The organism is Nocardioides sp. SYSU D00038 (assembly GCF_016924665.1).
GTDB lineage: Bacteria > Actinomycetota > Actinomycetes > Propionibacteriales > Nocardioidaceae > Nocardioides.
The window spans coordinates 91,410-109,708 of record NZ_JAFFJT010000009.1; the positions used below are offsets into that span (position 1 = coordinate 91,410).

18 protein-coding genes are annotated in these 18,299 nt (G+C 74.9%); 9 read left to right on the plus strand and 9 right to left on the minus strand.

Translation table 11 applies throughout. The features are described 5' to 3' along the window. Positions 1 to 114 precede the first annotated feature (114 nt). Both JT721_RS05150 and JT721_RS05155 read right to left on the minus strand, forming a co-directional pair. Positions 115 to 456 carry a co-chaperone YbbN gene (locus tag JT721_RS05150; protein WP_240340167.1) on the minus strand — a complete coding sequence of 114 codons (342 nt, stop codon included), beginning with the start codon at positions 454 to 456 and terminating at the stop codon, positions 115 to 117. After that, positions 453 to 863 (minus strand): MerR family transcriptional regulator, encoded by a 411-nt coding sequence (locus JT721_RS05155; RefSeq protein WP_205471849.1) that lies wholly within the window; start codon positions 861 to 863, stop codon positions 453 to 455. Before JT721_RS05155 ends, JT721_RS05150 begins: the two co-directional genes overlap by 4 nt. Before the next feature lie 101 nt (positions 864 to 964). Here JT721_RS05155 and JT721_RS21630 point away from each other — a divergent pair, with 101 nt between their 5' ends. Both JT721_RS21630 and JT721_RS05165 read left to right on the plus strand, forming a co-directional pair. Further along, positions 965 to 2,179 (plus strand): acyl-CoA dehydrogenase family protein, encoded by a 1,215-nt coding sequence (locus JT721_RS21630; protein ID WP_205471850.1) that lies wholly within the window; start codon positions 965 to 967, stop codon positions 2,177 to 2,179. Continuing rightward, positions 2,176 to 2,796 carry a hypothetical protein gene (locus tag JT721_RS05165; RefSeq protein WP_205471851.1) on the plus strand — a complete coding sequence of 207 codons (621 nt, stop codon included), beginning with the start codon at positions 2,176 to 2,178 and terminating at the stop codon, positions 2,794 to 2,796. The genes JT721_RS21630 and JT721_RS05165 overlap by 4 nt, the downstream gene beginning before the upstream one ends. A gap of 651 nt (positions 2,797 to 3,447) precedes the next feature. Here JT721_RS05165 and JT721_RS05170 read toward each other — a convergent pair. The 3 genes from JT721_RS05170 to JT721_RS05180 all read right to left on the minus strand — a co-directional run bounded on the left by JT721_RS05170 (position 3,448) and on the right by JT721_RS05180 (position 6,026). Next, positions 3,448 to 4,413, minus strand: coding sequence for an LLM class flavin-dependent oxidoreductase (locus JT721_RS05170; RefSeq protein ID WP_205471852.1), 966 nt, complete (start codon positions 4,411 to 4,413; stop codon positions 3,448 to 3,450). A gap of 26 nt (positions 4,414 to 4,439) precedes the next feature. Continuing rightward, positions 4,440 to 5,351, minus strand: coding sequence for a GNAT family N-acetyltransferase (locus JT721_RS05175; protein WP_307827896.1), 912 nt, complete (start codon positions 5,349 to 5,351; stop codon positions 4,440 to 4,442). A gap of 84 nt (positions 5,352 to 5,435) precedes the next feature. Further along, positions 5,436 to 6,026: a YceI family protein gene (locus tag JT721_RS05180; protein ID WP_205471854.1), complete on the minus strand. Its 591-nt coding sequence runs from the start codon at positions 6,024 to 6,026 to the stop codon at positions 5,436 to 5,438. Positions 6,027 to 6,222: 196 nt separating this feature from the next. Here JT721_RS05180 and JT721_RS05185 point away from each other — a divergent pair, with 196 nt between their 5' ends. From JT721_RS05185 to JT721_RS05195, 3 genes are read left to right on the plus strand one after another with little or no spacing between them, the layout of a single operon-like run. Next, positions 6,223 to 6,735 carry an SRPBCC family protein gene (locus tag JT721_RS05185; RefSeq protein WP_205471855.1) on the plus strand — a complete coding sequence of 171 codons (513 nt, stop codon included), beginning with the start codon at positions 6,223 to 6,225 and terminating at the stop codon, positions 6,733 to 6,735. Beyond that, positions 6,732 to 7,454 carry a hemerythrin domain-containing protein gene (locus tag JT721_RS05190; RefSeq protein WP_205471856.1) on the plus strand — a complete coding sequence of 241 codons (723 nt, stop codon included), beginning with the start codon at positions 6,732 to 6,734 and terminating at the stop codon, positions 7,452 to 7,454. The genes JT721_RS05185 and JT721_RS05190 overlap by 4 nt, the downstream gene beginning before the upstream one ends. After that, positions 7,451 to 7,786, plus strand: coding sequence for a co-chaperone YbbN (locus JT721_RS05195; RefSeq protein WP_205471858.1), 336 nt, complete (start codon positions 7,451 to 7,453; stop codon positions 7,784 to 7,786). The genes JT721_RS05190 and JT721_RS05195 overlap by 4 nt, the downstream gene beginning before the upstream one ends. On the opposite strand, the gene JT721_RS05200 is transcribed toward JT721_RS05195, so the two are convergent. Then, on the minus strand, positions 7,774 to 11,112 hold the full coding sequence (locus JT721_RS05200; RefSeq protein ID WP_205471859.1) for a BTAD domain-containing putative transcriptional regulator: 3,339 nt from the start codon (positions 11,110 to 11,112) through the stop codon (positions 7,774 to 7,776). The two genes, JT721_RS05195 and JT721_RS05200, sit on opposite strands and share 13 nt — an antisense overlap. A 63-nt stretch (positions 11,113 to 11,175) precedes the next feature. Continuing rightward, positions 11,176 to 11,307 carry a hypothetical protein gene (locus JT721_RS21275; protein WP_275898725.1) on the minus strand — a complete coding sequence of 44 codons (132 nt, stop codon included), beginning with the start codon at positions 11,305 to 11,307 and terminating at the stop codon, positions 11,176 to 11,178. 373 nt (positions 11,308 to 11,680) lie between these two features. On the opposite strand from JT721_RS21275, the gene JT721_RS05205 reads away from it, so the two are divergent. Continuing rightward, on the plus strand, positions 11,681 to 13,423 hold the full coding sequence (locus JT721_RS05205; RefSeq protein ID WP_205471860.1) for a DEAD/DEAH box helicase: 1,743 nt from the start codon (positions 11,681 to 11,683) through the stop codon (positions 13,421 to 13,423). A 6-nt stretch (positions 13,424 to 13,429) separates the two neighbouring features. Here JT721_RS05205 and JT721_RS05210 read toward each other — a convergent pair whose 3' ends face one another. Both JT721_RS05210 and JT721_RS05215 read right to left on the minus strand, forming a co-directional pair. Then, positions 13,430 to 14,305, minus strand: a complete 876-nt coding sequence (locus JT721_RS05210) for an alpha/beta hydrolase fold domain-containing protein (RefSeq protein WP_205471861.1) — start codon at positions 14,303 to 14,305, stop codon at positions 13,430 to 13,432. 264 nt (positions 14,306 to 14,569) lie between these two features. After that, entirely contained in the window at positions 14,570 to 15,469 is a 900-nt protein-coding gene (locus JT721_RS05215; RefSeq protein ID WP_205471862.1) for an NAD(P)/FAD-dependent oxidoreductase, read from the minus strand. A 28-nt stretch (positions 15,470 to 15,497) separates the two neighbouring features. On the opposite strand from JT721_RS05215, the gene JT721_RS05220 reads away from it, so the two are divergent. Genes JT721_RS05220 through JT721_RS05230 form a run of 3 tightly spaced genes read left to right on the plus strand, consistent with a single transcriptional unit; the run spans position 15,498 to position 18,226 of the window. Then, entirely contained in the window at positions 15,498 to 15,944 is a 447-nt protein-coding gene (locus JT721_RS05220; RefSeq protein WP_205471863.1) for a MerR family transcriptional regulator, read from the plus strand. Between the two features lie 57 nt (positions 15,945 to 16,001). Further along, positions 16,002 to 17,900: a penicillin-binding transpeptidase domain-containing protein gene (locus tag JT721_RS05225; RefSeq protein ID WP_205471864.1), complete on the plus strand. Its 1,899-nt coding sequence runs from the start codon at positions 16,002 to 16,004 to the stop codon at positions 17,898 to 17,900. Positions 17,901 to 17,920: 20 nt separating this feature from the next. Then, a complete protein-coding gene (locus tag JT721_RS05230; RefSeq protein ID WP_205471866.1) occupies positions 17,921 to 18,226 on the plus strand; it encodes a hypothetical protein in 306 nt (101 codons plus the stop codon). Positions 18,227 to 18,299 lie beyond the last annotated feature (73 nt).

Below are 18,299 nucleotides of genomic sequence, written 5' to 3' on the forward strand. Positions count from 1 at the left end.
GTGAGGCGGAAGCCCTTTGGTGGGGACGGTCGGCGTTCGGGTGCGCGGGTCTCGAGGCTCGCTTCGCTCGCACCTCGACCAGCGCGGGTCACCGGACGACCAGCGCGGCCCCCCTCACCCCGCGAGGATGCGCTCCAGCTGCTCGAGCAGCACCCGCTTGGGGCGGGCTCCGGTGAGCGAGCCGACCTCCTCGCCGCCGCGGAACACCTTGAGCGTCGGGAGGCCCAGCACCCGCAGCGCGGCCGCGGTGACGGGGTGCTCGTCGGTGTTGAGCGCGACGACCTTGATCCGGTCGCCCTGCTCGACGGCGATCTCGGCCAGGATCGGGGTCAGCACGTGGCACGACGGACACCACGGCGCCCACAGGTCGACCACGACCGGCACGTCGGCCGCGAGCACCTCGGCGGCGAAGGTCTGGTCGGAGATCTGGGGCAGGGTGGCGGTGGTGACGGTCATCGGCTCTCCTCGGTGGCGGTGAACGCGCACCGCGCCGGCGGCGCCGGCGTGCCCACCCGGACCGTGGCCCGGGCGAGCCGCTCGACCAGGGCGTCGCGGCGGGCGCCGAGCTGGTCGAGGCGGTGCGTCATGTCCGCGATGGCCTCGCGGTAGGCGTCGAGGGAGGCCGGGCAGTCGTCGCCCGCGGCGGCCCCGGTGTCGAGGCAGTCGAGGAACGGGCGAGTGCGGTCGGCGCTGATGCCGAGCTCGCCGAGCGTCCGGATCTCGCGGATCCGCCGCAGGTGGTGCTCGTCGTAGGTGCGGTAGCCGTTGCCCTCGCGGGGCGCGGTCACCAGCCCGAGCGACTCGTAGTAGCGCACGGCCTTGACCGTCACCCCGGCCCGCTCGGCCACCTCGCCGATCAGCATCGTCCGACCTCCTTCGCGCCCAGCGTCGACCCTGCCCCCGGGGTCAAGGTCAAGCCCGCGGCCGCCATTCCCGCCGACGGGTCGCGGGTAGCCTCCGGAGTGTGACCACCCCGTCGTTCGACCTCGGCCCCGACCACGTCGAGCTGCAGCGGTGGGTGCACGACTTCGCCGCCGACGTGATCCGGCCGGCGGCGGCCGAGTGGGACGAGCGCGAGGAGTTCCCCTGGCCGGTGGTCGAGGAGGCCGCGCGGATCGGCCTGTACTCGCTCGACTTCTTCGCCACCCAGAGCTTCGACGAGACCGGGCTCGGCATCCCGATCACGATGGAGGAGCTGTTCTGGGGCGACGCCGGCATCGGCCTCGCCATCTGCGGCACCGCGCTCGCGGCCGCGGGCGTCCGCGCCAACGGCACCGACGAGCAGGTCGGCGAGTGGGTGCCGCAGATGTTCGGCGAGCCCGGCGACCTGCGACTCGCGGCGTTCTGCTCCTCCGAGCCCGACGCCGGCAGCGACGTGGGCGCGATGCGCACCCGGGCGCGGTACGACGAGGCCGCCGACGAGTGGGTCATCACCGGCACCAAGACCTGGGCGACCAACGGCGGGCTCGCCGACGTCCACGTCGTCACCGCCGTCGTCGACCCCGACCTGCGCTCGCGCGGCCAGGCCAGCTTCGTGGTGCCGCCCGGCACCAAGGGGCTGAGCCAGGGCCAGAAGTTCCTCAAGCACGGCATCCGCGCCTCCCACACCGCCGAGGTCGTGCTCGACGACGTCCGGGTGCCCGGCCGGTGCCTGCTCGGCGGCAAGGAGAAGCTCGACGCCCGGCTGGCCCGGGCCCGCGAGGGCGGCAGCGCTGCCGGCAACGCCAGCATGGCGACCTTCGAGCGCACCCGCCCCGCCGTCGGGGCCCAGGCGGTCGGGATCGCGCGGGCGGCGTACGAGGTGGCGCTCGACTACGCCCGCACCCGCGAGCAGTTCGGCCGCCCGATCGTCGAGAACCAGGGCGTCGCCTTCCAGCTCGCCGACATGAAGACCGCCATCGACGCCTCGCGCCTTCTGGTGTGGCGGGCGGCCTGGATGGCCAGGCAGGGGAAGCGGTTCGAGAGCGCCGAGGGGTCCATGTCGAAGCTGATGGCGGGCGAGACCGCGGTGAGGGTGACCGGCCAGGCGATGCAGATCCTCGGCGGCAACGGGTTCACCCGCGACTACCCCGTGGAGCGGATGGCCCGCGACGCCAAGATCTACACGATCTTCGAGGGCACCTCCGAGATCCAGCGGCTGGTCATCGCGCGCGCCATCTCCGGGGCGCCGATCCGGTGAGCCCGGCACCCGGCGTCGAGCGGCTGCGCTTCCGAGGCCGGATTGCCGGCGTCGGCACCACCAGCGGCACCCGGGTCGTGGTCGGCCACTGGCACGACACCCCGCTCGGGTCGTTCTCGGACGCGATGGTCGAGACCGCCGCCGGCCACCGGGTGCTGCTCGCGCCCCGCGACGAGGTGGCCGACCTGATCGCGACGACGTACACCTTCGACGAGGTGCGGGTGCAGCCCTTCGAGGTCGCCGAGACCGGCGGCGTGTGGCGGGTGCGGTCGCCGTCGCTCTCGCTCGACCTCGACGTCGGCCGGCGTACGGCGCTCGGCCTGCTCCTGCGGCTGCTGCCCAACCGGCTGGCCGCCGCACCGTGGTTCTGCACGCTCACCGACCCCGTCGCCCGGCTGCTGCTGCGCGGGGTCCGCACCCGCGGCATCACCCACGCCGACCGCCGCGAGTGGTACGGCGCCACCGACCACCACCGCCTCGGCACCGCCACCGGCTCCTTCGACGGCGCCGACCTCGGCACCCTCGCCCCGGTCGACCCGCCCTGCCGGTTCGGCTTCTCCTCCACCCCGCGCCGCCCGTCGGTGACGTCGGTGGTCACCACCGTCGACGTGGGCTGACGGCGCCCACCGCTGGTCGAGGAAGGACGAAGTCCTGTCGCGAGACCCGGTGAGCCCAACGCCCTCCGTGTTGGCGGGTGGCTCCGGGGACGGGCCTCGGGCCGGGGCTGACTGTTGGGTGGGGTGGGTGCGGGGTGCCGCGCACGTGGGGCACTGCGGCTGCTGCGCACCGGACGTCGTTCGGCACTCGTTGCCGTGTCGCCGGACGCTGCCCTGCGGTGCCCTGGCGTTCGCTTCGGCGCCACGCCGCCGTCTACGTGCCGAACGCCGCCCGTCGCTCCGCCGCCTCCGTGCCCGGCGGCGCGGCATCCCGGCGTGCGGTGGTCGAGGTGTGAAGGCCGCTAGGCGTGAGCCTCGAGACCCGGTGAGGCGACAGCCCTCCCGTTCCCAGGGAGGGTGTTCGGGTGCGGGGGTTTCGAGGCTCGCTTCGCTCGCACCTCAATCAGCGCGGGGCACCGGAGGGCGTTCGGGTGCGGGGGTCTCGACGGACGCTCCTCGCTGGCGCTCGTCGCCGCTCGACCACCGGTGGCGCGCTGGTCGAGGTGCGAAGGCCGCCAGGCCTGAGCCTCGAGGCCCGGTGAGGCGACAGCCCTCCGGTGGGGACGGTCGGCGTTCGGGTGCGGGGGTTTCGAGGCTCGCTTCGCTCGCACCTCAACCAGCGGCGGAGACGGCGGGCTTCACGACCTCGCAGATCGCGCGGAGGCTGGCCCAGGAGGGGTCGGCGGGGAGGCCGCCGCAGGCGGGGTGCTGGGTCACGAGGCGGACGTCGCCGGAGCGGATCCGGTCGACGAGGTCGTCGGGGGTCGTGACGAGGTAGACGCCGGCGGTGCGCATCTCCTCGACGGTGCGGGAGTGGTCGACGACGTAGGAGCCGGCCTCGCCGTGCCACTCCTGGTAAGCGACGGCGTCGGCGAGCAGGTGGTGACCCCAGCGCTCCCAGAACTCCTCGGGGTCGTCGGCGCAGAACACGTTGGCCGGGCCCTCGGGGGCGGTGAGCACGAAGCCGGGCTCGCGACCGGCCTCGCGGCAGGCTGCGTCGTAGATCTCCTTGAGGGCCGGATCGGCGTGCTGGGGCTGGAAGTTGAGCCCCAGCCGCCCGGCCCGGCGCGCCGCCGCGGGGGAGCCGCCGCCGTAGAAGAGGAACGGGTGCGGCCGGGAGTAGGGCGGAGGCGTGGTGCGGCCCTCGGCCCAGCAGGCCAGCAGCGTGGTGATCCGCTCCTCGACGTCGCGACCCCGGGTCGACCACGACCGGTCGAACAGCTCGTACTCGACCGGCCGGTAGCCCAGGCCGAGCGTGAAGCTCACCCGGCCCTTCGCGAGGTGGTCGAGCACCGCGATCTCCTCGGCCAGCCGCACCGGGTCGTGCAGGTTGACCAGCAGCGCGGAGACCGTGATCGGGATCGTCGTGGTCACGGCCGCGAAAGCCGCGGCGACCAGCATCGGGCTCGGCAGGTAGCCGTCGTCGGCGACGTGGTGCTCGGAGACCATCAGCGCCCCCAGCCCCTGCCGGTCGACGTACGCCGCCTGCTCGACCGCACGGGCGAACAGCTCCTGGCGGGTGGCCGGGTCGGCGCCGGGCGCCCGGAAGTCGTAGCGGACCGCGAACGGGGTGGGCATGGCACCCACCCTAGGTAGAACTCGTTCTAGACGTCGATGACGCGGTTGACCCAGGTCGAGGTGACGACCATGCCGACCCGCTCGTAGAGGCCGAGGGCGCCGGTGCGCGAGTCGGTGGAGAGCTGCGACCGGACGGCGCCGTGCTCGCGGGCGGCGCGGAACGCGTCGACCAGCAGCGCCTGGGCCAGCCCGCGGCCGCGCAGGTCGGCACGGGTGGCGAGCTTGTCGACGTAGCCCTCGGTGCCCTCGCCGGCCAGCAGCACCTGGGCGGCGGCCACCACCTCGCCGGCCGGGTCGACGACGACGCGCAGGTTCCACGGCTCGAAGCCGGGGCGACGGGTGACGCCGGAGTCCCAGTCGGCGAAGGACCGGCGCTCCCGGTCGGACCACTCGAGGAACGCGTCCTCGACCACCGTCCACACCGCCCGCGTCTCCTCGGGCCGAGCCGCGCGGACGGCGTACCCCTCGGGCAGCGGCCGGTCGGGCACGGTCGCCCCCTCGGGCAGGGTGAGCTCCCAGCTGTGCCAGCGGACCTCGTAGCCGAGCGCCTCGAGCAGCCGGTCGCCGTCAGAGCCGACGGGCACCGGCATGCCGACCCGGGTCGCGCCGCCCTCGCGGGCGCGCTCCTGCATCCAGCGCGCGAGCGCGGTGCCGATCCCGCGGCCGCGGTGGGCGGGGTGCACCGCCGCGTCGCCCCGGTCGCCGCCGGTCACCTCGGCGTAGCCGACCAGCTCGTCACCGGCCAGCACGCCGACCGAGCTCGCGGCCACGTCGTACGACGGCCGCTGCCAGTCGCCGACGATGTCGGCCTCCTCGATCACCACCCGGCCCACGTCGTGGAGCTCCTGGGCGGCCATCACGGCGGTCACGCCGGCGGCGTCGTCGGGGGTCAGCGGCCGCTGCGTGTAGCCGGCGGGCAGGGCGAGGGGACGGGGCACGGCGAGCAAGGGTGCCAGAGAACGGCGACGGGGCCGACCCGTTTTCCGGTCGGCCCCGTGGCGCGCGGCGCGGCCGCGGGGAGGTCAGGCGTTCTTGATCGCCGAGACGTCGAACTCGAGCTTGACCTTCTCGGAGACGAGCACGCCGCCGGTCTCGAGGGCGGCGTTCCAGGTGAGGTCCCAGTCCTTGCGGTTGATCGCGGCGGCACCCTCGAAGCCGATGCGGGTGTTGCCGAAGGGGTCCTGGGCGGAGCCGGTGAACTCGAAGTCGACGGTGACCGGGCGGGTGACGCCCTTGATGGTCAGGTCGCCGGTGATGCTCCAGTCGGCGCCGTCGCGCTCGACGGAGGTCGACTCGAAGGTGATCTCCTTGTGGTTCTCGACGTCGAAGAAGTCGCCGGAGGTCAGGTGGCCGTCGCGGTCGGCCTGGCCGGTCTCGATGGACGCGGGCACGATCACGAGCGAGACCTTGGAATTGGCCGGGTTGGCGGCGTCGACGTGGGCGGTGCCGCTGAACTCCTTGAACTGGCCGCGGACGGTGGTGACCATCGCGTGGCGGGCGCTGAAGCCGAGGCGGGTGTGCGCGGCGTCGATGGTGTAGTCGCCGCTGATGTCGTCGAGGACGGCGGTCGGCGCGTCGAAGGTGGCGTCCTTGCTGCGGTTGAAGATGCCCATGGTGCTGCTCCTGGTGTGTGTCGAGGGTGGAAGGCGGCCCGGAGGACCGTGCAACTTTCAACGACTCGAACGGACCGTGGTCCGCTTTCATTCCCCGGTTCGGCCCGACCGGTCCAGACCGGTGCTGGGCTCGGCTCCCAGCGGTGACCCAGCGACCACCCAGCGCCGACCCAGCGGGCTCGGGCACGGTGCCGCCATGACGATCTCTCCCGGCACCACCCCCGAGCTCGGGGGCGCCGTCGACCTCGGCGGCACGACGGTCCTCACCTCGACCGTCCGGATCGACCACCCCGCCCCCGACGTGGCCGCCTACGTGCTCGACTGGGGCCACGACGCCGAGTGGCGCAGCGCGGTGGTCGGCTTCACCTGCCAGCCCCCGGGCCCCGCCGCCGTCGGCCAGCGCCTCGAGGAGGAGCTGCGGTTCGCCGGGATGACCTTCCGCACCCCCTCGGTGATCACCCACGTCACCGCCCTGAGCGCGGCCTGGGCCGGGGGCACCGACCGGGTGCGCGCCCACGGCGAGCGCTCGGTCCGTCCGCTGGGCGAGCGATCCTGCGAGGTCGAGCTCACCACCACGCTCTCGTTCGCCGGGGCGATGCGGCTGCTCGCCCCGGTGCTGCGCCCGTCGTACCGTCGTGCCGACGCCGCGGACGCGGCCGGCCTCGCCGCCCACGTCGACCGGTTCGTCGCGAACGGCGGTGGCCGGTGAGCGCCGTCGCCCTGCTGCCCGGTCAGGCCGCCGCGCCCGAGGGGCCCGCGGACCTGTCGATGATGTACGTGCTCCACCACGGCTTCCGCCGCGACCTGGCCCGCTTCGCCGAGGCCGCGCGGCGCACGCCCGACGGCGACCGCGCCACCTGGCGGGCGCTGCTCGCGCGCTGGGACCTCTTCGCCACGCTGCTCCACGACCACCACCACAAGGAGGACGAGATCCTCTGGCCGCTGCTCCACGAGCGGGTCACGGAGGCCGGCGACGACCGCGGCGCCCACGTGCTGGCCGCGATGGAGGCCGAGCACGAGCTCATCGACCCGCTCCTGGAAGCCGTGCGCGCCGGGCTGTCCTCGCTCGCCGAGCGGGGGGCGCCGCTGGTCCGGGCCGGGCTGGTGGCCGACCTCGAGCGGGCCCGCGCCGAGCTGGGCAGCCACCTCGCCCACGAGGAGCGCGACGCCATCGCCCTGCTGCAGGCCTACGTCGGCGGCGAGGAGTGGGCCCACCTGGAGCGCACCAGGTTCCGCGGCGGGCTCTCGCCCCGCGACCTGCTGAAGATGCTGCCGTGGGCCGTGCAGGGCCTCCCCCGCTCGGTGGTCGACCCCCTGCTCGCCGAGGCCGGGCTGCCGTTCCGCGTGCTGCTGCGGCTCGGCCGTCGCGGCTACGAGCGCCTCGACCGGCCCGCGTTCACCCACGTGCCCGACGGGGTGGGTGCGTGACGCTGGTCCACCGGGTGCGCGACCACGACTTCTCCGACGTGGTGCTCGGCGCGGCGCGTCCGGTGCTGGTCGGGTTCCACGCCGACTGGAGTCGACCGTGCCGCCAGGTGGGTGCCGTGCTCGACGAGCTCGCCGTCGAGCTGCCGTGGCTGGGCTTCGTCCGGCTCGACGTCGACACCGACCCGCTGACCCCCGCGACGTACGACGTGACCGGGCTGCCCTCGCTGCTGGCCTTCGACCGGGGCGAGGTGGTGCTGAGCGTGATCGGCACCCGGCCCAAGCAGACGCTGCGCGAGCTGTTCCTCGGGCTGCGGGGGTCTCAGCGGGTGTAGTGCTCGCCGAGCCGCACCAGCTCCGACTCCAGCCGCGGCAGCCCCCACGCGCGGGCCAGCGCCACCGCGTCGGCCTGGTGGCGGGCGGCGTCGTCGGGCCGACCCAGCGCCAGGGCGCCACGGGCGAGGTAGGCGTCGACCGGACCGGTCGCCGCGGCGGTGCCGGCCGAGCACATCCGGCCGGCGTACGGCAGCACCAGGGGGTACGCCGCCGCGGCCAGCTCGGGCAGTTCGAGGCCGAGGGCGACCTCCAGCGCCATGCACCGCTGGATGAGCGCCATGAACGTGTGATCGTCGAGGTCGATGCCGAGCCGGGCGTGCAGCCGCTCGGCGAGCGCGCGGTCGCCGGCGCGCAGCGCGATCACGGTCGCCACCGGGCCGGCCGGCACGTCGGTGGCCTCCACGAAGGCGCCCGCGACCCCGGCCAGCTCCGCGTACTCGCCCAGCAGCACCGAGCGCACCACGGTGGTCGAGGTGACCGAGTCGATGATGTTGGGCATCCGCACCTCGCGGGCCAGCTCGGCCAGCCGCTCCAGCGCCCGGTCGGCCTCCTCGTCGCGGCCCTCCATCACCAGCCACGGCACCCGGACCACGTGCAGCACCGACTCCAGCGCGCCCAGGCCGCGGCTGCGGGTGAGCTCGACCAGGCGGGGCGCCTCGCGGCGGACGGTCGCGGCGTCGCCGACCTCGTTGGCCACGCTCACCGCCATCGTCTCGGCCATGAGCAGGTGCCGGGTGTCGTCGAGCGAGGCGGCGGCCTCCCGGGCCGCCCGGGCGTAGCGCACCCGGTCGTCGACGGTGTCGGGCCGCGAGCGTGCGGAGAAGGCGACCAGGTAGGCCGACGCCCGCAGCCGCGCGTCGTCGGAGGCCTCGGCGGTGGCGAGCGCGTCGGCGACCAGCGCGTCGATGCGGGCCACGTCACCGCCGTAGAAGAGCTCCATCGCCAGCGCCAGCTGGGCGCGGCAGCGCAGGCCGGCCTGCTCCTCGGGGAGCCGCCGCACCGCCCGCTCGAGGGCGTCGACGATCGGGGCGTGCACGACCCCGAAGCCGCGCACCTGCCACAGCGCGCCCTCGCTGGTGGAGATCGCGGCGCGCGTGGCCAGCTCGACGTCGCCGAGCTGCTCGGCCACCGAGACCGCCTCGTCGACGGCCTCCGAGACCGCCGCCCAGTCGCCGCCCCAGCGGCCGGCGTCGGCGCGCATCATCAGCAGCTCGAACCGCTCCCGCAGGCCCGACCCCAGGTCCCACGCCTGCCATGCCAGGGCCCGGCCGAGGTGCCCGGCCTCCTCGTCGTACGCCGCCTGCGCGCGGGCCGCCTCGGCGGTGACCACCATCGCCCGCCAGCCCTCGGCCGCCCAGGCGTAGCCGGCCAGCTCCCAGTGGTGGGCGGCGTAGGCGCGCTGGTCGGGGCGGGCCATCGGGGTGCGGTCGACGATCACCCGCCCCACCGCCCGGTGCCAGGCCGAGCGCTCCGCCTCGGGCAGCGAGTCGTGCACCGCCTCGCGCACCACGCCGTGGGAGAACGCGTACGTCGCGCGCCGGGCGCCCTCGACGACCAGGCCGGCGTCGATGGCCGGGCGCAGCCGGCCGACCAGCTCGGGCACCGGCACGTCGAGCATGTAGGCGACCAGGTCGGCGTCGAAGTCGACCTCGACCACGCTGGCGGCCGACAGCGCCTCGAGCGTGGCCGCGGGCAGCTCGTGCACCCGGGCCAGCACCACGTCGGTGAGCGAGCCGCTGAGCCGGCCCCCGGCGCGCGCCAGCTCGCTGAGGTAGAAGGGGTTGCCGGCGGTGCGCTGCCACAGGTCGTCGACCTCGTCGGGGCGCTCACCCGTCACGCCGGCCACCAGCTCGGTGGCGGCCTCGCGGTCCAGCCCCTCGAGGTCGAGCCGCAGCCCCTGGCGCCGGGCCAGCTCGGAGGTCAGCCGCAGCACGTGCGGCGCCGGGGTGGCGCCGCCGGTGCGCATCGTCAGCGCCAGCAGCAGCGGTCGGTTCGCGGCCGCCTCGGCGACGGCGAGCAGCAGCTCGACGGTCGCGGGGTCGGCCCACTGCACGTCCTCGAGCACCAGCACGAGCGGGTGCCGGGCGGCCAGCCCCGCCAGCCGCGCCGCGCTGGCGGCCCGGCCCTCGAAGTCGTCGGGCGCGCCGAGCAGGTCGGTGAGGTCGTCCGGCACGTCGGGCAGCTGCTCGGCGAGGCTGCGCACGATCGTCACCCACGGCCACAGCGGCGGTGGGCCGTTGACGGAGCACTGGCCGGAGGCGACCGTGTGCCCGTCGCTGAACGCACGCAGCGAGAGCTCGGCCACCAGCCGCGACTTGCCGACCCCCGCCTCGCCGGTGACCAGCACGGTGCGGGCGCGGCCGGCCCGCTCGCCGTCGAGGCAGTCGAGCAGCCGCCGGAGCTCGTCGTCACGCCCGGCGAGCGGCCACGGCGGGAGCGGTGGCGACTGGCGGTACGGCGGGTGCGCCGGCTCGGGCTCCGGCTCGCTCACCACCACCGGTGCCGGCGCGTCGTCGCTCGACTCGACCGAGGCGTCCTGGCGCAGGATCGCGGTCTGCAGCTCGCGCAGTGGCGGGCTCGGCTCCACACCGAGCTCGTCGTCGAGCAGCGCCCGCAGCGACTGCAGCACCTCGAGCGCGTCGGCCTGTCGACCGCACCGGGTGAGCGCCACCGCCCGCAGCGCCCACCAGCGCTCGTGGAGCGGGTGTGCGGCCGCGGCGGCGGCCAGGGTGCCGACCAGCTCGGCGTGCCGGCCCAGCGCCAGGCCGGCCACCGCCCCCAGCTCCTCCGCGGCCGAGCGCAGGTCGTCGAGGCGGATGCGCTCGGCCGTCGCGGCGACGTCGTCGCCGAGCTCGGCGTACGGCGTGCCGCGCCACCCGGCCAGCGCGTCCGAGAGCAGCCGGGCCGCGGTCTCGACCCGGTCGCGGTGGGCGGGGGCGCAGCGTGGCCGCAGCGGGTCGGGGACGACGGCCAGCAGCTCGCGGGCCTCGGCGACCGCCCGCTCCAGCACCACCGCGTCGCAGGCGTCGCGGTGGTCGCGCAGCGCGTAGCCCTCGCCGTCGGTCACGAGCAGCGCTGGCGGGGTGCGCGGCGGCCGGTGTGGCTCGAGCGCGCGGCGCAGCGCGCCGACGTACCCGTGCAGGGTGGCGAGCGCCCCGGCCGGCGGCGCCTCGCCCCACACCCGGGCGATGAGGGTGTCGGTGGGGACCGTGCGCCCGCCCGCGAGGGCGAGCGCAGCGATGATCGCCCGCTGACGGGGGGTGCCGAGGTCGACGGCGCGGCCGTCGACGCGGACCGCCACGGGGCCCAGCACGGCTATCTCCACCCCAGCAGGGTAAAGACCCCGCGCTACCCCGGTGACGGCGTCGGGTGGTTCAAGAGGTGCGCGTCAGGCGGCGTGGGTCTCGCGGGCGACGGCGTCGCCGGCCACCCAGACGGCCTCCATGCGGGTGCGGCCGTTCTCGTCGACCACCGGCAGCCACCGCATCGTCGGCCGGTCGGACACCTGGGATTCCTTCATGGGACACCTCCTGTTCACCTTCTGTTCACCCAAGGTACCAGATCCCCACCGCGGCCGTCCCGTGCGGCTCGCTCGCAATCGTCGCCGCTCCACCCGGAGCCTGGTTCTGCCGGCTGTGGGGGGTGGTTGCTCCACGGGCGGGCCGGGCGGGGTGGTTTCCCCGGTGAACCGGGGAAACCCGCACTCCTCGGCCGGAACCATCGAACCTCTCGGCCAGAACCTCGACTACTCGGCCGGAACTCTGGCCGACAAGTCGTGGTTTCCCCGGTGAACCGGGGAAACCCGCAACCCACCCCGCCCCCACCCACCCGTGACCCACCCCACCGCGACGACGAATCTGCGACGACGTCGCGCACGCACTACCGTTGCAGGGGTGAGTACCGAAGATCCTGGAGCAGCGCAGACGCCGGAGGTTCCGTCGTTCAGCGACCTCGGGCTCGACGGACCCGTGCTGCAGGCGCTGGCCGACGTCGGCTACGAGACCCCCTCTCGGGTGCAGGCCGCGACCATCCCGCCGCTGCTGGCCGGCCGCGACGTGGTCGGGGTCGCCCAGACCGGCACCGGCAAGACCGCGGCGTTCGCGCTGCCGATCCTCTCCCGCCTCGACCTCTCGCAGAAGAGCCCGCAGGCGCTCGTGCTGGCGCCGACCCGTGAGCTCGCGCTCCAGGTGTGCGAGGCGTTCGAGCGCTACGCCGCCCACCTGTCCGGGGTCCGGGTGCTGCCGGTCTACGGCGGCCAGGGCTACGGCGTCCAGCTGTCCGCGCTGCGCCGCGGCGTGCACGTCGTCGTCGGCACGCCCGGCCGGATCATGGACCACCTCGACAAGGGCACCCTCGACCTCACCCAGCTGCGGTTCCTGGTGCTCGACGAGGCCGACGAGATGCTCAACATGGGCTTCGCCGAGGACGTCGAGACCATCCTGGCCGACACCCCGGACGACAAGAACGTGGCGCTGTTCTCGGCGACCATGCCGGCGCAGATCCGCAAGCTGTCGAAGAAGTACCTGCACGACCCCGAAGAGATCACCGTCAAGAACCCCACGACGACCTCGTCGACGATCACCCAGCGCTACCTGCTGGTCTCCTACCCCCAGAAGGTCGACGCCCTCACCCGCATCCTCGAGGTCGAGAACTTCGAGGGGATGATCGTCTTCGTCCGCACCAAGAACGAGACCGAGCTGCTCGCCGAGAAGCTCCGCGCCCGCGGCTTCTCGGCCACGGCGATCAACGGCGACGTGCCGCAGAACGTCCGCGAGCGCACGGTCAACCAGCTCAAGTCGGCCGAGCTCGACATCCTCGTGGCCACCGACGTCGCCGCGCGCGGCCTCGACGTCGAGCGGATCAGCCACGTCGTCAACTACGACATCCCCACCGACACCGAGTCCTACGTCCACCGGATCGGCCGCACCGGTCGCGCCGGCCGCACCGGCGACGCGATCTCGTTCGTCACCCCGCGTGAGCGCTACCTGCTCAAGCACATCGAGAAGGCCACCCGTCAGCCGCTCACCCAGATGCAGCTGCCCGGCGTCGACGAGGTCAACCAGACCCGCCTCTCCCGCTGGGACGACGCGATCACCGAGGCGCTCCAGGCGACCGCCCGGATCGAGCGGTTCCGCGACATCATCAAGCACTACGTCGACGAGTACGACGTGCCCGAGGTCGACGTCGCGGCCGCGCTCGCCGTGGTGGCCCAGGGCGACGAGCCGCTGCTGCTCGACCCCAAGGCCGAGCGCCCGGCCCGCCAGGAGCGGCCGCCGCGCGACGATCGGGGCGACCGCACCGACCGCGGTCCCCGCAAGCACCGCGGCGGCGACGTGCCGATGGCGACGTACCGGATCGCCGTCGGCCGGCGCCACAAGGTCGAGCCGCGCCAGATCGTCGGCGCGATCGCCAACGAGGGCGGCCTGAGCCGCGGCGACTTCGGGCACATCGCGATCAAGCCCGACTTCTCGCTCGTCGAGCTCCCCGCCGACCTGCCCGAGCACGTCCACGACGCCCTGCGCGCCACCCGGATCTCCGGCAAGCTCATCGACCTCAAGCCCGACGACGGCCCGCCCGGCCGCCGCCCGCGCAGCGACGGCCCGCCTCCCCGCAAGCCGCGCCACAAGAAGGCCTGAGCGCGCTCAGTCCCAGAGGAAGTCGGCGACCTGCTGCAGCGACTCGACTCCCTCGGCGAGCCCGAACAGCGGCCAGTCGTGCGGGAGCAGGTCGTGCTCGCGCAGGTCGACGGTCGTGCCCGGTCCGGCCAGCTCGGCGAGCCGGCGGCACTGGGGCAGGAACTGCTCCGCGCGGCTGACCAGCACCAGCAGGTCGCCCAGGCCGGACAGGTCGCCGTTGATCGGGGAGTGCAGGGGGTCGGCGAGGTCGCGGCCGCCGGCGTAGTGGCGGGCTGCGGTGAGCAGCCCGCTGCGCGGCAGCACCTGGTCGACCGCGTCGAGGTGGAGGGTCTCGGGGTCGTCGAGGGTGAGGTCGACCCAGGGCGAGAGCAGCGCCAGCCGCTGCGGGCGCGGGGCCAGGTCGCGGTCGCGGAGCAGCTGGGCAGTCACCAGCGCGAGCCCGCCACCGGCCGAGTCGCCGACCAGCACCAGCTCGTCCTCGGGGTGCCGCCGGGCCAGCTCGGCCCAGACCTCCAGCACCGCCTCGGTCGTCTGCTCGACCGTGTGCTCCGGCGCCAGCGGGTACTCGACGTAGGTCGCCCGCGCCCGCCCCGCCCGCGCCACGCGCAGCAGCACCCGCCAGTGCGCCGACGGGCTGGAGAGCACGTAGGCGCCGCCGTGCAGCAGCACCACGTGCCGCCCGGGCAGCGCGTCGTCCGGGGTCGCGGTGGCGACGGTCGCCGCGCCCACGGCGTAGGAGGTCGAGGCGGCACGGCGTCGTACCCACCACGGCAGCGCCGCCTGAGGCACCCGCGGCGGGTGCGTGAACGCCCACCCCACCACCGGCCGCGGCACGGCCCGGAGCGCGGCCTGCGCCACCGGCGACGTCCAGCTCGGGCCCACCCGCCCACCCTGCCGGTGCCTGCGCAGCCGTGGCAACCGGGTGACCACCGCTGGTCGAGCAGCGAGCGCCAGCGTGCGTCGTCGAGACCCGGCGAGCCGGAAGCCCTGCCCTCCGCACCGGAGGGCGTCCGGGTGCGGGGGTTTCGAGGCTCGCTTCGCTCGCACCTCAACCAGCGCAGACCGGTGGTCGAGGTGCGAAGGCCGCCAGGTCTGAGCCTCGAGACCCGGTGAGCCGAGCGCCCTCCGGTCCCCGGGGACCTCCGGTCAGTCGAGCAGCCGGGTGGCGACGAGCGAGGCGGCCGCGACCTGGCCGGCTGCGGCCGCGGTGAGCACCGAGGCCATCGGCATCGGCAGCTCGGGGTGGTGGGCGAGGTCACCGGCGGCGTGGACGCCGGGGACGCTGGTGCGGCCCATCGCGTCGATCCGGATGCAGCCCGAGGGCAGCATCTCCAGCCCGAGCTGCTCGGCGAACGGCGCCGACTGCGCGAACGACGTCACGACGTAGAGCCCCGCGACGTCCTCGTCCGGCCCGTCGGCGAACGACACGCGCGCGCCGGCCGGGCCGCGGCAGACCCCCGTCACCGGCTCGGTGCGCACGGCGACGCCCGGCGCCAGCTCGGCCTCGAGCTCGGCGCCGTCGGTGAGCACCGTGATCCGCGAGGCGACCGGGGCGAGGATCCCTGGCAGGTGCCCGGCGGCCTGGTTGCCGAGGACCGCGACGTGCCCGCCGGCGTACTCGTGCCCGTGGCAGAAGGGGCAGTGCGCCACCACGTCGCCGAACAGCTCGGTCAGCCCCGGCTTGTCCGGCAGCGTGTCGCGGACGCCGGTCGCGAGCACCACCCCGCGGGCGGTCAGCTCCTCGCCGTCCGCCTCGACGACGAGCACGTCGTCGTCGCGGCGTCGGACGGCGGTGGCCTCGGCGTCGCGCACGGTCACGGTGTCGTACGCCGTCAGCTCGGCCCGGGCGGCGGCGCGGAACTGCGGCGGCGGGGTGCCGTCGTGGGTCAGCACGTTGTGCATGTGGCTCGCGGGGGCGTTGCGGTAGCTGCCCGAGTCGAGCATGAGGACCCGCCGGTGCACCCGGCCCAGGGTCAGGGTCGCCTGCAGACCGGCGGGTCCGCCGCCGATCACGATCGCGTCGTAGTCAAGAGAGGTATTTGCCATGTGTACGAGGATGTGAGTTCATGTCGACATGAAGTCAAGTGCGACGCCCTGGTCGGTCGGAGACATCGCGAAGCGGTTCGGCATCGCCACCCACGTGCTGCGGCACTGGGAGGACGTCGGGCTGCTCGACCCGGCGCGCGACTCGGCCGGACGGCGGCGCTACGGTGACGCCGACGTCTACCGGGTCGCGGTGGTGCTGCGCAGCAAGGCGGCCGGCATGAGCCTGGAGCAGATCGCGGTCCTGCTCGACCAGGGCGCCGCCGACCGGCACCGGGTGCTCGAGGCCCACATCGCCGACCTCGACGCGCGGATGGCCGAGATGGAGCGGTCCCGCGAGATGACCGTGCACGCGCTGGAGTGCCGGGCCCACGACATCGCGACCTGTCCCGGCTTCAAGCGCCAGGTCCAGGACATCCTCGACGGCACCAGCGTCGAGTTCCCCTCTCCCCAGCACCGGCCCTGGCTGGTCCGCTGACGCGCCGCCGCGAGGTGCGTGCGACACCGCTGAGCGCAGCCGTGTAGAAGTGGGGCCATGAAGTCTCGGGTCCCGGCCGCGCTGCTCGTCGTCCTCCTCACCGCCACGGCGTGCGACCTGCCGTTCGGCGACTCCGGTCCCGACCCCGACCCCACCGTCGACGACCTCGCCGCGGCGCTGGCGGCGCGCGACCTCGCCGGCGTGCCGCTCGCCGTGGGCTCGGCCCAGGCGGCCACGACCGAGCTGGCCGAGATCACCGAGGACCTCTCCGACATCCAGCCCGCGGTCGAGGTCGGCGACGTCACCGAGGGCGACGACGGCACGGCCACCGCGACCCTGACCTGGTCGTGGCCGGTGGTCGAGGGCGGCGACGCGTGGACCTACGACGTCGAGGCCGAGCTCACCGAGACCGGCGGGGAGTGGCAGGTTGTGTGGTCGCCCGCGCTGGTCGAGCCGAGCCTGGTCGAGGGCGAGCGGCTCCGGGTCAGCCGCACCACGCCCCAGCGCGGCGACATCACCGGCGCCCGCGGCGAGGTCGTCGTCACCGAGCGACCGGTGCTGCGGATCGGGCTCGACAAGCCGCAGGTGCCCGAGGGCGGGGTCGCCGCCTCCGCCCGGTCCCTGGCCCGGCTGGTCGGGGTCGACGCCGCCGACCTGGTGGCCCGCGCCGAGGCCGCCGGACCCAAGGCGTTCGTCGAGGCGATCACGTTCCGCCGCGACGACGTGCCGCCCGAGGTCGAGTCCGGCCTCGCCGCCATCCCGGGCGGGCGCGCGATCGGCGGCTACCTCGCGCTCGCCCCGACCAAGGACTTCGCCGCACCGATCCTCGGTCGCGTCGGCGAGGTCACCGCCGAGATGGTCGAGGAGCAGCCGGAGACCTACCGGCCCGGTGACATCGCCGGCGTCTCCGGGCTCCAGGCGAGGTACGACGAGCGGCTGCGCGGCACCCCCGGCGTCGACGTCGAGGCGGTCTCGGGCAGCGCCGAGGAGCCTGGAGCAGCGCGGATGCTCTGGCAGGTCGAGGCCGTGGACGGCGAGCCGCTCGCCCTCTCGCTCTACGTCCGCCTGCAGAACCGGGCCGAGCAGGCACTCGCCGGGATCGGGCCGGGCAGCGCGCTGGTGGCGGTGCGGCCGAGTACCGGCGAGATCGTGGCAGCCGCCAACGGCCCCGGCAACGACGGCCAGAACCTCGCCACCTACGGCCGGTTCGCGCCTGGCTCGACGTTCAAGAGCGTCTCGGCCCTGGCCCTGCTGCGCGCCGGGCTCACGCCGGAGTCGGTCGTGTCGTGCCCGTCGCGGCTCGTGGTCGACGGCAAGCCGTTCAAGAACTACTCCGACTACCCCGCGAGCGCGCTCGGCCGGATCCCGTTGCGCACGGCGGTCGCCAACTCCTGCAACACCGCCTTCATCTCCCAGTCCGGCAAGGTCGAGGGCACCGCCCTCTACGACGCCGCGGTCTCGCTCGGCCTCGGGCTCGACCACGATCTCGGCTTCCCGGCGTACTTCGGTAGCGTCGAGCCGCCCACCTCCGAGACCGGCGCCGCGGCCGCCCTGATCGGGCAGGGGACGGTGCTGGCCTCGCCGATGGTGATGGCGACCGTCATCGCCTCGGTGCAGCGCGGCGAGCTGGTGGTGCCGCGGATGGTCGAGGGGGTCGAGTCGACCAAGCCCGAGGGCGCGAAGCCGCTGTCGCGGAAGGAGGCCACGGCGCTGAGGGCGATGCTGCGGGCTGTGGTCACCGAGGGCAGCGGCCGGGGACTGGCCGACCTGCCGGGCCCACCGGTCATCGCCAAGACCGGGACCGCCGAGTTCGGCACCGGCCCCGACCTGCAGACCCACGCCTGGATGATCGCCGCGCAGGGCGACCTCGCCGTCGCGGTCTTCGTCGACGTGGGGGAGTCGGGGTCGCAGACCGCCGGCCCGGTGCTGGAGGCGTTCCTGCGGGCGGCGCGCTGAAAAAGTCGTACGGTGCGGGCATGAGCGACGACGACCTCCGGATGGCCCTGTACGAGCTGCAGCAGCGGGTGGCTGCCCTGGAGGCGCAGGTCGCCCGGATGCCGGGCGGCGAGCCCCCGATGCCGGTGCCACCCCCGACCTCCTCGGCCCTCGCCGACGTGCTGCCGCCCCCGCCGGCCCACCCCGGCATGGACGCCGAGACCGCCGCGCTCGTGCAGCAGGGCAACGACATCCGGGCCATCAAGCGCTGGCGCGAGCTCACCGGCCTCGGCCTCGCCGAGGCCAAGGCCGCGATCGACGACTACAAGCGCGAGACGGGCCGGTAGCCCGCCGGGGGGGGGGGGGGGGGGGGGGCGGCGCCGGGCGGCGGCCGCCGGGGCCCCGGCCCCGGCCGGGGGG